Genomic DNA, 12182 nt, shown 5'->3' on the forward strand with positions numbered 1-12182 from the left:
GCCCGAACTCGCTTCCCGTGGCCGGACGACGCAGGGAGCGGGAGCGCATAATCGGGGGGTGCGCTACGAGGAATTGGGGGAGCTGCCGTGCTCGATCACCCGGCCGCTGGTCGTCTTCGGTGATCGGTGGACGCTGCTGATCCTGAAGTATTGCTTCGCCGGAGTGCGGCGGTTCAACGCGTTCCAGGCGGCGCTGGGAATCTCGCGCAGCCGCCTGGGTGACCGGCTCGAGCGGTTGATCGAGCACGGGATCCTGGTGAAGCGGCCCGCCGACGACGGCGCGTACGAGGAGTATCGGCTGACCGAGAAGGGCCACGCCCTCTACCCGATCCTGCTGGCGATCCGCGATTGGGGCGACACCTACATGGCCCCCGACGGCCCGCCGGTCGAGTACCGCCACCGCGACTGCACCGGCGAGGCCCACGTCCACCTCACCTGCGACGCGTGCGGCACCGAACTCACCGCCCGGGACATCACCCCCGAGCCCGGCCCGGGCCTCACCAGGACCTCTCACACCGCGTAATCCCGATGATCACCACGTTGTGGTGGCGGCATCGCACGCAAACCGCCGCCACCAGAGCGTGGTGATTGATCTAGGCCGTGTGCCAGGTGATCTGCTCGTCGAGGGCGGCCCGGGCGGTGCGGAAGCCGTTGACGGGGTGGTCGGTGTCGGGGTAGCCGAAGGAGACGCCGAAGACGACCTTGCGGTGCTCGGGGAGGCCGAAGTAGTCGTGCAGGAAGGGCGCGTAGGAGGCCAGGGCGGCCTGGGGTGCGGCGCCGAGGCCGAGGGCTTGGGCGCCGAGCAGGAAGTTCTCCAGCCAGAGGCCGCAATCGATCGCGCCGTAGACGCCGAGGTCGGCCTCGGAGGTGACGATCGCGACGTGCGGGGCGTCGAAGAACTCGAAATTGCGCATCATCTGGCGCAGCGTCTTCTCGTGGTCGCCCTTGACGATGCCGAGCGAATCGTAGAGCTGGAAGCCGCAGGTGCGCCTGCGCTCCTTGTACACGCCGGTGTACTCGGCGGGGAACTCGAAATCCGGTGCCGTGGGATTCGTCTGGATGTGGGCGAGCAGTTCCTTGCGGAAGCGTTCGGTGCCCTCGCCCTCGGTGACCACGACCTGCCACGGCTGGGTGTTGCACCACGACGGGGTGCGCTGGGCGAGGGTGAGCAGCTGCTCGAGGGTGGCGCGGTCGACCTGCTCGGGCCGGAACTGGCGACAGGTCCAGCGGGTGTCGGCCAGTCGCTGCAGGGTGGCGAAATCGGTGTCGGTCATGGCGCGGGCCCCTCGATGCGGTGCGGGAGAGCTGGTCTCGATTCGAGACCAACCTAGCAGTCCGAGGGGTCGCGCGGAACCCGCTGGCACCGTGAGTTCCGGTGCCAGCGGGCCTGATCGGGACCTATGCGCGGCGGCGCACGACCCAGATCGCGAGGCCGATCCCGGCCAGCAGGGCCACGCCCGCCGCGCCGAGGACATAGGCCGTCCACGGCCGGGCGACGGTCGGCGTTCCGGTCACCGAGGTGTCCGACGGTGCCTGCTCACCGAGGACATCAGCGGTGGCGGTGATGTAGGTCGGGCCCTTCTCGGGTGTTCCGGTGACGACGAGATCGAGCGCGATCGGGGTCGGCGGCAGCGCGGTGGCGCCGGTCGGCAGGCCGGACTTGACCGCGATGTAGTACCACCCGGCCACCGAGGCGCGCTGCACCTCGGCGTCGTTGGCGTCCCGGTTGGCGTAGCGCACCGGTGCCGACTCGAGGGCGAGTTCGGCGGTGCTGCGGCCGCTGTAGGAGGTGGTGTCGGTGTCGAGCCGTTGACCCAGCGGGGTGTACAGAGTGGTCTTGACATTGGCGGCCGAGGTGTAACCGGCACCGCCGGTCTCGGCGAACCGCACCCGGTAGGCCACGGCCTGACCCCAGTTCAGCCGCACCTTGTAGAAGACGTACTCGCCGGACTGCACGGTGTCGGTGTAGCGGCCGCTGCCGTCCAGGGTCGCCGCGACGGTGAACGAGCCACCGCCGCTGACCGGCCGGGTGTCCCCGCCCGGATCGGTGAAGGTGACCGGCTTGCTCTCGGTGGTCTCACCCGGATCGGTGACGGCGGGTTCGACACCGACCAGCAGCTCCACCGGCAGCCGCTCCGGCGCGTCGGCCGGGGTGACATCCCAGTGCAGCTCGTAGTAGTAGCGGCCGCCGCCCTTGCACTTGTCGGTAGGCGCGCCGGTCGGGGACTTCGCCGCACCCTCGAAGGTGCTGGCGACGGTGAGGGCCACACCGTCGTCGGTGCTGGTCTCTAGCTCGCGTTCCCTGGCATTGCAGTCGGTGCCGTCGCGCCCGTAGACGCGCAGTTCCAGCACCGCCAGCGCGTCGCCGGTGAGCGGGCCGGGGACCCGGGGGAAGGAGACGATGCCGGTGAAGTACGCGGTCGCGCCCTCGGGCACATCCACCGCGTACCAGCGCTTCTCGTGTTTGCCGATGGTGTCGAGATACTGGCCGGGCTTGGCGACCGGCGCGGTGCGGAAGTCATCGGTGCCGGTGATCGGGGTGCCGGTGACCTGATAGTTGCGCAGCGCGGCCGAACTCACCCGGGGCAGCACGCGTTCGAGGGCGGCGCCGTCGGCGGCGTCGGTGTAGGTGCCGCCGGTGGCCTGAGCCATGCAGGTGAGCTGAGCGCGGGCCTTCTCGTCGACGGCGAAACCGATCGAGTGCACCACCAGGTCGACACCCTGCTGCTTCAGTTCCGCGGCGACCTCGCACGGATCCGGTGGCGCGCAGGTGTCGTCGCCGTCGGAGACGAGCACGATCGAGCGCGGGCCCGAGTCGGGCAGCGCGTCGGCCGCCTGGCGCAGCGCGGTGCCCATCGGGGTCCAGCCGCGCGCCTGGATGCCGTCGACAGCGGCGGTGAGACCGGCCTTGTCCAGGGTGCTCGGCGGGTGCAGCACCTGCACGTCGCGGCAGCCCGCGGCCTTGTCCGCCTCGGTGTTGCCGGTGCCGGTGCCGTAGGTGGTGAGGCCGACCGAGGACTCGGCCGGGGCGGACTCGACGAAGCCGCGCACGGCCTTCTTGGCCGAATCCATCATGGTGCCGCCCTGATCCGGGCGTTCCATCGAGCCGGAGGCGTCGAGGATGAGCATGGTCGGTGCGTACTGTCCGGGGTCGGCGTTCGCCGGGACAGCGGTGGGCAGTACCGCCAGCGCGGCGGCGGTGAGCGCGACGGTCAGCGGGCGGAATCTCGACATTGTCCTCGACTTCGTCAAACGAGAATGAAACCGGACAGACGTTACCGAGCCGCGGCGTTTTGCTCCACCCCAGAAAATAGTGGCACCCCCGTCAGGGCAGCTCAGCGCCATTTCGCTGCTCGAGCCTGCGGCCCGGAATCGCGCGGGCGGGGCACAATCGAGCGTATGGCTTCGCAGGCCCGTGCCGCGCGGGAGCGCAAACGGCACGGCAGGCACTACACCCCGCCGGTGCTCGCGCGGTTCCTGGCGCGCCGGGCCCTGCTGCACGCGCCGTCCACGCCGGAACTGCGCGTGCTGGATCCGGCCTGTGGGGACGGCGAGCTGCTGCTGGCGGTGCATCGCGAATTGGCCGCGTGTGCGCCGGAGGTTCGGGTGCGGCTGACCGGCTACGACCTGGACCGGCGCGCGGTGGGGGCCGCGGTGGCGCGGGCCGCGGCCGAGGATGTCGAGATCGTCGGCCGGGCGAGGGATTTCCTCGCCGCGTCGGCCCGGCTCGTCGACGGCTCGTTCGACCTGGTGATCAGCAATCCGCCGTACGTGCGAACCCAGCAGCTGGGCGGGGCGACCGCGCAGCTGCTGAGCAAACAGTTCGGGCTGCGTGGCCGCATCGACCTCACCCACCCCTTCGTGGCCATCGCGCCCCGCCTGCTCAGCCCCGACGGCGTGCTCGGCCTGCTGTGCGCCAACCGCTTCCTCACCACCCGCGCGGGAGCCAACCTCCGCCGGATCCTCACCAGCGACCTGCACCCCGCCGAGCTCTACGACCTCGGCGACACCAAGCTCTTCGCGGCCGCCGTGCTGCCCGCGATCACGGTCGCGACCCGGGCGCCGAGGACGTCCCCGTGCCGGTACGTCTCGGCCTACGAGCAGGTCGGCGCCGAACCCGATTGCGCCACCGAGCTGTTCGACGCGCTGGCCGGGGATTCCGGGTGTCTGGTGGGTGCGGGTGGACGGGTGTTCGCGGTGGAGGTCGGGGTGCTGGACACCGGATCCAGTGCGGACGCGGCAGGCGGGCAGCCTGGCGAGACGGAAGGGCCGGAGTCGACATGCAGGTCGGCGGAACGGCGATCTGTCTCCGGAGCCGGAGCCGGAGCCGGAGCCGGAGCCGGAGCCGGAGCCGGAGCCGGAGCCGGAGCCGGTGCCGGTGCCGGAGTCGGGGCTGGGGCTGGGGCTAGGGCCGGGGCTGGGGCCGGAGCCGGGGCTGGGCCTGGAGCCGGGGCTGGTGCTGGAGCCGGGGCTGGTGCTGGAGCCGGAGCTGGGGCTGGAGCCGGAGCTGGGGCTGGAGCCGGAGCTGGGGTTGGGGCGAGTATGGGCCGGGGCGAGCCGGTGTGGCGGATGTCGCGGCCCGCGCTCGATCGGTGGCTCGCCGCGATCGGGGAGCGGACCTGGCGCACCTTCGGGGACACCGCCCGGATTCGCGTGGGGATCAAGACCACCGCCGATCGGGTGTTCATCTCGGATCGGTGGGCGGAGATGGATCCCACGCCGGAGCCGGAACTGTTGCGGCAGTTGATCACCCACCACGATCTGCAACCGTGGCGGATCGGCGACGATCGCGGGACCCGGGTGCTCTATCCCTACGATCTCGGCCAGCCCCGGCGCACGCCGATCGATCTCGACGAGTTCCCCGGGGCCGCGCGATATTTGCGCACGCACGAGCAGGTGCTGGCCGGTCGGCGGTATGTGCTCGACGGGGGCCGCCAGTGGTTCGAGATCTGGGTGCCGCAGCGTCCGCATCTGTGGCGCGCGCCGAAACTGGTGTTCCCGGATATCAGCGAGCGGCCGCGTTTCGCGTTCGACCGGTCGGGCGCGGTGGTCAACGGCGACTGCTACTGGATCTCGCAGACCGATCTCGGCGACGGCGAGCGCGCCACCGAGCTGGCGTATCTGCTGATGGGCGTGGCGAATTCGGCGCTCGGGCTGCGCTTCTACGACGCGGTCTGCGGCAACCGCCTGTACTCGGGCAGACGCCGCTGGATCACCCAGTACGTGGCCCGGCTGCCGCTGCCCGACCCGGCCGCGCCCGCGGCTGCGCGGATCGTGCGCCGGGTGCGCGCGGTGCTCGACGAGGACCTGCCGGTCGCGCAGGCGGGGATCGACGAGGCGGTGGCCACCGCGTTCGGCGTGCCGGTTCAGTGAGGACGGATGCCGACCATGGGCAACAGGGTGCGGCGGGCGAACTCCCGGCCCGCCTCCGCGTCGCCGAGGGGGATGAGCCCGTCGGGGGTCAGCGCCAGCGACAGGGCCAGCCGGGCCAGCACCTCGGCGACCAGGTCGGGATCGAAGGTGAGCTCGGGCATGTCGTCCTGCAGTTCGCGCAGTTTCTCGGCGAGATAGCCGCGCCCGACCGCCAGGATCGGCCCCGCCTCGGTGGTGAGCCGGGGCAGGATGATCTCCGGTTCGGTGCCCAGCAGCCGCCGTAGCAGTTCGTTGCCCGCGATGGTGCCGACGAAGGCGACGAAGATCTCGACGAGCTGATCGTCCGGTTCGGTGACCGCCCGCACCCGCTCATCGATCTCGGCCACATACCGCTGCGCCTCGCGCACCCCCACCGCCTCGACCAGCTCGTTCTTCGATTCGAAGCGCCGGTACAGGGTGGCCGGGCTGATCCCGGCACGCCGCGCGATCTCGCCCATGCTCGTCCGTTTGATCCCGAAATCCAGGAACGCCGACAACGCACTGTCGAGCAGCTTCTCACCCTCGGATCCGGGCTTCTCCAGTATCCGCGCGAGAATGGACGAAACGGTAGGCATCGCCCCATTATCCCCGGGGCGACAGATCCAGCGCGGCCATCTCCTGTTCGATCGCGTTGGCGGCGAAGTGGACACCGCGGGAACGGAGTTCGTGGACGCGGTGCTGGAGTGCCTCGATTCCGCCTGGTTGGGCCGCGATATCGGCCACGCTGAGCGGTCCCCCCGCTCGGTGCACACCGGACTGCATGTATGCCACCGTGATACCTCCTGCCTCGCGTATCCGACGCCGGTCGCCGTGCTCGTGGCCGGTGGTGATACGCAGGGAAAATGCTAGCAGGTATCCCAACTGGTCGCTTGATCAGTGTGGCGTGTCACAACACCTCGGCGTCGCGGTGGGTGGTGAGGTTGTGCAGATAGACCGCCGCGTTGAGCTTGATGCCGTCCTGCTGGGCCTGGTTCAGCTCGCGGCGTACCTTGCCCGGTACACCGGCCACCAGGGAGCCGGGCGGGATCTGGGCGCCCTCGGGGATCAGCGCGTTGGCCGCGATCAGGCTGCCAGCGCCGATCACCGCGCCGTTGAGCACGGTGGCGCCCATGCCGACCAGCACGTCGTCGCCGATGGTGCAGCCGTGCAGAATCGCGTTGTGCCCCACCGAGACTCCGGTGCCGACGGTGAGCGGGAAGCCGGGGTCGGCGTGCAGCACGCAGCCGTCCTGGATATTGGTGCGCGCGCCGATACTGATCTGCTCGATGTCGCCACGCAGCACCGCCGAGTACCAGATGCCGACCTCGGCGGCCAGGCTCACCCGCCCGATCACGGTCGCGTTCGGCGCGACCCAGGCAGTGTCGTCGATATCCGGCGTGAATCCGCTCACCTTGATGATCATGCAGACAGTATGACGCCCCGGAATTGGGCCCGATGGGCGGCCGGGCCGGTGCCGAGCATGCGGTGGAAGTGGTGACGCAGGCTGACCGCGCTGCCGAAGCCCGTCTCGGCCGCGATCCGGTCGACGGTGTCGTCGGTGGTCTCCAGTAGTAGCCGGGCGCGATCGATGCGCTGCTGTAGCAGCCACTGCTGCGGGCTGGTGCCGGTGCGTGCGCGGAAGCGGCGGGTGAAGGTGCGCCGGGACATGTGCGCCCGACGCGACCAGCTGTCGAGGTCGACGGCGGTGTCGAGATGTCCACGCGCCCAGACCATCGCGAACTCGATCGGGTCGTCGGTGGCCACCTCCGGCACCGCGATCGGGATGAACTGGGCCTGCGAACCGCTGCGGTGCGGGGCGGTGACCAGGGTGCGGGCCAGGTCGGTGGCGGCGCGGGCGCCGAGATCGCCGCGCACGATGTGCAGGCAGCAGTCCAGGGCGGCGGCCACGCCCGCGGAGGTGATCACGTCACCGAGGTCGGTCCAGAGGGTGTCGGCGCGCACGCGGACGGCGGGGAAGGCCGCGGCCAGGGCCTCGGCGGTGGCCCAGTGGGTGCTGAGTTCGCGGCCGTCGGCCAGGCCGGTCGCGGCGATCGCCCACGCGCCCAGGCACAGTCCGACCAGCCGGGCGCCGTCGGCGTGCGCGGTGCGCACGGCCTCGATCAGCGCCGGGGACGGGTCGAGGCCGACCCGCCAGCCGGGGAAGACCACCGTGTCGGCGTCGGCGACGGTGTCCAGGCCGTTGCGCACGGTGATATCGAATCCGGCCGCGGTGGTGAGGGTTCCGGGGCGGTCGGCGCAGACGCGCACCCGGTAGGGCCAGTCCGGATCGTCGACGCCGGTACCACTGCGGCCCAGCACCAGGGTGGGGACCGCGAGGTGGAACGGGCTGATGCCGTCGAAGGCGACGACCGCGACCTTGTGCATGGCCCGATCTTAGCGATAGATGGCCTGCAGGCCACTGTCCAGTGGGCTTGCCATCGGCGAAAGTTGATCGCATGACCGAGTTGCTCACCCGCCCCGCCCTCGCGGCCGCCCTGCACATCGGCGGGCCGACCCTGCGTTTCCGTTACGCGGGCCTGACCTGGCTCACCGATCCCACCTTCGACGAGCCCGGCGAGTACCCGGGACCGGTCACCCTGCGCAAGCTCAGCGGTCCCGCGGTGCCGCTCGAGGATCTCGGCACCGTCGACGTGGTGCTGCTGTCGCACGACCAGCACGCCGACAATCTCGACACCGCGGGCCGGGAACTGCTGCCGCGGATCGAGACGGTGCTCTCCACGCCGGACGCGGCCGAGCGGATCGAGGGCGTGCGCGGCATGGCGCCCTGGGAGACGGTGACACTCGGGGCCGCGGCGGTCACCGCGGTGCCCGCGCTGCACGGGCCGCCGGGATGCGAACCGGTCAGCGGGGCGGTCACCGGGTTCGTGTTGCGGGCGGCGGGGGAGCCGACGGTCTATGTCTCCGGGGACAACGCGTCGGTGGCGGTGGTGGCGCGCATCGTCGAACGGGTCGGGCCGATCGACGCGGCCGTACTCAATATCGGGGCGGCCAATGTCGGCCGGTTCGGCGACAGCGATGTCACGCTCAACGCGCGCACCGCCGTCGCGGCCGCCGCCCTGCTCGGCGACGCCATGATCGTGGCGGTGCACGCCGAGGGCTGGGCACATTTCAGCGAGTCGCTGGACTATCTGGAGCGCGCCTTCGCCTACGCCGACCGCGCCCACCAGCTCTACATCCCCGTCCGCGGCGAACTGTTCTCGGTCTGAGGCCGGGCACCGCGCATCCTCGCCGAGCCGACCCGCTCCAGACCTGCTCGCCGGGTGCGGCCAGGTCCCGCACCGGATTCGACACGCGCGGGTGACCGGACGGTTCGGCGCGGATGCCGTCCTAGGCTGGGCCGATGACGCGAACTGGCGGGATCGTGGGGGTGCCGAGGGAGGTCAAGCCGCAGGAGTTCCGGGTGGCGCTGACGCCCGCTGGGGCGGCGGAGCTGTGCGTGCACGGGCACGAGGTGCTCGTGCAGGCCGGTGCGGGAGCGGGCTCCGGGTTCGCCGACGACGACTACGCGGCCGCCGGTGCGCGCGTCGTGGCCGAGGCCGCGCGGGTCTGGGGCGAGGCCGACCTGGTACTGAAGGTGAAAGAGCCCATCGCGCAGGAGTATTCGCTGCTGCGGCGCGGACAGGTGCTGTTCACCTTTCTGCATCTGGCGGCGTCGAAGGAGTGTACCGACGCGATCCTCGCCTCGGGCGTCACCGCTATCGCCTACGAGACCGTGCGCGCGCCGGACGGTTCGCTGCCGCTACTCGCGCCGATGAGCGAGGTGGCGGGCAAGCTCGCCGCCCAGGTGGGCGCCTACCACCTGATGGCGCCGCTGGGTGGGGAGGGCGTGCTGCTCGGTGGCGTGCCCGGTGTGCGCCCGGCCGATGTGGTGGTGCTCGGCGGTGGCGTGGCGGGCACCAACGCGGCCGGTGTCGCGGTGGGGATGGGCGCGAAAGTGAGCGTGCTCGACACGAATCTGGCCCGGCTGCGTGAGCTCGATGCCCGCTTCGCCGGTCGCGTCGGCACTCTCGCCTCGCACGCGCTCGAGATCGACAAGGCCGTGGCGGGTGCCGATCTGGTGATCGGGTCGGTGCTGGTGCCCGGGGCGAAGGCACCGAAACTGGTCTCCGACGAGCTCGTCGCGCGGATGCGGCCCGGGGCGGTGCTGGTCGACATCGCCGTCGACCAGGGCGGCTGCTTCGCCTCCACCCACCCCACCACGCACGCCGAGCCCACCTTCCCGGTGGCCGACGCGCTGTTCTACTGCGTGGCGAACATGCCCGGCGCGGTCCCGCACACCTCCACCGTCGCCCTCACCAACGCCACGCTGCCGTACGCCCGGCGCATCGCCGACCAGGGCTGGCGCGGGGCCTGCACCGCCGACCCCGGCCTGGCCGCCGGGCTCACCGCCGACGCGGGCAAGCTCCTCTCCGCCGAAGTGGCCGCCGCGCACGGGTATTCGCTCGAGGCGTGAGATCGGCGGCGCGGGCTGTCACCCGCGCGCGGTGACCTCCTTCGCCCTCACTGCCCGCCGCCCAGGTACCAGTCGGGGGCACCTTCGACCGGCAGGTCATGGAGCTTGTCCGGGTTGCGGACGACATTGATGGCGACGATATGACCCCGGTCGACGACGAAGGAGAACACGCCGATATTGGCGCCGTCGAAGACGACCAGGCCCGGCTGGCCGTTGACCAGCACCGCCCGGCCCCAGCCGCCGGCGGCCGAGGGCGCGTGGTACCAGCCCAGCAGCAGCTTGGCGATGAGTTCGGCGCCGCGCACGGGTTGCCGGATCGCGGGCACCTTGCCGCCGCCGTCGGCGGTGAGCACGACCTTCTCGTCGAGCACCCCGAGCAGTGCGCTCAGGTCGCCCGAGCGCCAGGCCAGCGCGAAGGCCGAGACCACCTGCTCCTGCTCGGCGGGGGAGGCGGGGAAGCGCGGGGTGCCGCTCTCGACATGCTTGCGCGCTCGCGAGGCGAGCTGACGGACCGCGGCGGGCGTGCGGCCGACGACCTCGGCGACCTCGGGACCGGTCATGCCGAAGACGTCCTGGAGGACGAAGGCGGTGCGTTCGGCGGGGGACAGCGATTCCAGGACCACCAGCAGCGCGGTGGTGACGCGCTCGTCCTGGGAGAGCCGGTCGGCCGGGTCGTCCCAAGTGGTGACCTCGGGTTCGGGCAGCCATTCGCCGACGTACTGCTCGCGGCGGGCCCGCGCCGACCCGAGCTGGTCGAGCGCGAGGCGGCCGGTGACGGTGCTGAGCCAGGCGCGCAGATTGTCGATCTCACCGGCCCGGCCCGCCTCGTGGTGGCGTTGCAGCCGCAGCCAGGCGTCCTGCACCACGTCCTCGGCGTCGCTGAGACTGCCCAGGGTGCTGTAGGCCAAGCGGCGCAGGTAGGGGCGGTGTTCCTCGAAGCGGCGGGCCAGTTCGGCCTGGTCGAGGGGGTGCGCTGGGTCGGTCATCGTGGTCGCCGTTCGGTCGTCCGGCCCGGGGTGGGCGAGGGGAGTGGTGCCGTCACTACGAAGACGAACCAGCCCGGGTGGGTGTGACATTCCCGCCGTCCGGGCTACCCTCGCCCGGTGCAGAAGGGGACATCGACGGCGGCCGGGCTGCTATTGGGATTCGCGCTCGACCGGGTCTTCGCCGACCCGCGCCGCTGGCATCCGGTGGCCGGATTCGGCACGGCGGCAGCGGCCTTGGAGCAGCGTACCTATCTCGACGCGCGCGCGGCCGGGGTGGTGCACGAGGTGATCGCGGTGGGGTCGGTCGTCGGATTCGGGGTGCTGGCCGCGCGCGGCGGCACGGTGGCCACGGCGCTGGCCACCTGGACCGCGCTCGGCGGCCGCAGCCTGGCCAGGGCCGGTCGTGACATGGCCGACAAGCTCGACGCCGATGACCTGACCGGTGCCCGCGCGCTGCTCCCGTCGCTGTGTGGCCGCGATCCGTCGGTGCTCGATGCCGACGGCCTGGCCCGCGCCGCCCTGGAATCCATCGCCGAGAACACCTCCGACGCGACCGTCGCCCCGCTGCTGTGGGGCGGGGTCGCCGGGGTACCCGGCCTGCTCGGCTACCGCGCGGTGAACACCCTCGACGCCATGATCGGCTACCGCGACGAGCGCTACCGCAAGTTCGGCTGGGCCGCCGCCCGCGTCGACGACGCCGCCAACCTGGCCCCCGCCCGCCTCACCGGGATGCTGACCGTGCTGCTCGCGCCGCTGGTGGGCGGTACACCGGTGGCCGCGTGGCGGGCCTGGCGCCGGGACGCGGCCAAACATCCGAGCCCGAACGCGGGAGTCGTCGAGGCGTCGATGGCCGGTGCGCTCGGTGTCCAGCTGGGCGGTCGCACCCGATACCGGCACGGCGTCGAACTCCGGCCGACCCTCGGCGACGGTCGCCCGCCGACAACGACGGATCTGCGCCGGGCGGTACGGATGTCCGAAGCGGTGCAGTGCGGCGCCCTGGTCGTCGCGGTGCTGACCGCTGCCCTCGAACGGCGCCGGTGTTCGCGAGGATCGGGGTCCTGACCTGGCACCCGGGCGCTATATCGGCAAACACCCCGGCAGCGGGGCGTCGCCCGCGCTGAACGTGCCGTACGTCAGCAGCGAGTTGAGCAGGCACTCCGGGTTGCCGAAGTAACCGGCCGAGCCGGTGCCGGTGTCCGCGGCGGACACCGCGGCGGCGCCGATCACGAGCCCTGCCGCCGCGACCGCCACAAACGAACCTCGTGCGAATTCCCGCATGGTGACTTCCTTTCCCGGTGTCCGCGACCAACCTAGAGGAACCTCGGGCGGTG

At 71.6% G+C, this 12182-nt stretch carries 13 protein-coding genes; 5 read left to right on the forward strand and 8 right to left on the reverse strand.

Going from position 1 to position 12182, the window contains the following annotated elements:
• Positions 1–58: 58 nt before the first annotated feature.
• Entirely contained in the window at positions 59–523 is a 465-nt protein-coding gene (locus WA675_RS08870; protein WP_336083469.1) for a winged helix-turn-helix transcriptional regulator, read from the forward strand.
• A gap of 70 nt (positions 524–593) precedes the next feature.
• On the opposite strand, the gene WA675_RS08875 is transcribed toward WA675_RS08870, so the two are convergent.
• Positions 594–1274 (reverse strand): nitroreductase, encoded by a 681-nt coding sequence (locus WA675_RS08875; protein ID WP_336083471.1) that lies wholly within the window; start codon positions 1272–1274, stop codon positions 594–596.
• Positions 1275–1398: 124 nt separating this feature from the next.
• The gene (locus tag WA675_RS08880; RefSeq protein WP_336083473.1) at positions 1399–3234 is read right to left on the reverse strand and encodes a vWA domain-containing protein; all 1836 of its coding nucleotides are present in this window, start codon (positions 3232–3234) and stop codon (positions 1399–1401) included.
• A 165-nt stretch (positions 3235–3399) separates the two neighbouring features.
• Here WA675_RS08880 and WA675_RS08885 point away from each other — a divergent pair, with 165 nt between their 5' ends.
• On the forward strand, positions 3400–5373 hold the full coding sequence (locus tag WA675_RS08885; RefSeq protein ID WP_336083474.1) for an Eco57I restriction-modification methylase domain-containing protein: 1974 nt from the start codon (positions 3400–3402) through the stop codon (positions 5371–5373).
• Here WA675_RS08885 and WA675_RS08890 read toward each other — a convergent pair.
• From WA675_RS08890 to WA675_RS08905, 4 genes are all read right to left on the reverse strand, one after another.
• Positions 5367–5987, reverse strand: a complete 621-nt coding sequence (locus WA675_RS08890) for a TetR/AcrR family transcriptional regulator (RefSeq protein ID WP_336083476.1) — start codon at positions 5985–5987, stop codon at positions 5367–5369. The genes WA675_RS08885 and WA675_RS08890 overlap by 7 nt on opposite strands.
• A 7-nt stretch (positions 5988–5994) precedes the next feature.
• The gene (locus WA675_RS08895) at positions 5995–6174 is read right to left on the reverse strand and encodes a hypothetical protein (RefSeq protein WP_336083619.1); all 180 of its coding nucleotides are present in this window, start codon (positions 6172–6174) and stop codon (positions 5995–5997) included.
• A 124-nt stretch (positions 6175–6298) separates the two neighbouring features.
• Positions 6299–6814, reverse strand: a complete 516-nt coding sequence (locus tag WA675_RS08900) for a gamma carbonic anhydrase family protein (RefSeq protein WP_336083477.1) — start codon at positions 6812–6814, stop codon at positions 6299–6301.
• Complete coding sequence (locus WA675_RS08905; RefSeq protein ID WP_336083479.1) at positions 6811–7776, reverse strand: GlxA family transcriptional regulator; 966 nt, start codon at positions 7774–7776, stop codon at positions 6811–6813. Before WA675_RS08905 ends, WA675_RS08900 begins: the two co-directional genes overlap by 4 nt.
• Positions 7777–7847: 71 nt before the next feature.
• Between WA675_RS08905 and WA675_RS08910 the strand changes: the two genes are divergently transcribed.
• Both WA675_RS08910 and ald read left to right on the forward strand, forming a co-directional pair.
• Positions 7848–8618, forward strand: a complete 771-nt coding sequence (locus WA675_RS08910; protein ID WP_336083481.1) for an MBL fold metallo-hydrolase — start codon at positions 7848–7850, stop codon at positions 8616–8618.
• A 134-nt stretch (positions 8619–8752) separates the two neighbouring features.
• The gene (gene ald / locus WA675_RS08915; protein WP_336083482.1) at positions 8753–9865 is read left to right on the forward strand and encodes an alanine dehydrogenase; all 1113 of its coding nucleotides are present in this window, start codon (positions 8753–8755) and stop codon (positions 9863–9865) included.
• A gap of 47 nt (positions 9866–9912) precedes the next feature.
• On the opposite strand, the gene sigJ is transcribed toward ald, so the two are convergent.
• A complete protein-coding gene (gene sigJ / locus WA675_RS08920) occupies positions 9913–10851 on the reverse strand; it encodes an RNA polymerase sigma factor SigJ (protein WP_336083483.1) in 939 nt (312 codons plus the stop codon).
• A 117-nt stretch (positions 10852–10968) separates the two neighbouring features.
• Here sigJ and WA675_RS08925 point away from each other — a divergent pair, with 117 nt between their 5' ends.
• A complete protein-coding gene (locus WA675_RS08925) occupies positions 10969–11913 on the forward strand; it encodes a cobalamin biosynthesis protein (protein WP_336083484.1) in 945 nt (314 codons plus the stop codon).
• Between the two features lie 15 nt (positions 11914–11928).
• On the opposite strand, the gene WA675_RS08930 is transcribed toward WA675_RS08925, so the two are convergent.
• Positions 11929–12129: a hypothetical protein gene (locus WA675_RS08930; protein WP_336083486.1), complete on the reverse strand. Its 201-nt coding sequence runs from the start codon at positions 12127–12129 to the stop codon at positions 11929–11931.
• Between the last annotated feature and the right edge of the window lie 53 nt (positions 12130–12182).

Source organism: Nocardia sp. SSK8, from assembly GCF_037034205.1.
Taxonomy (GTDB): Bacteria; Actinomycetota; Actinomycetes; order Mycobacteriales; family Mycobacteriaceae; genus Nocardia.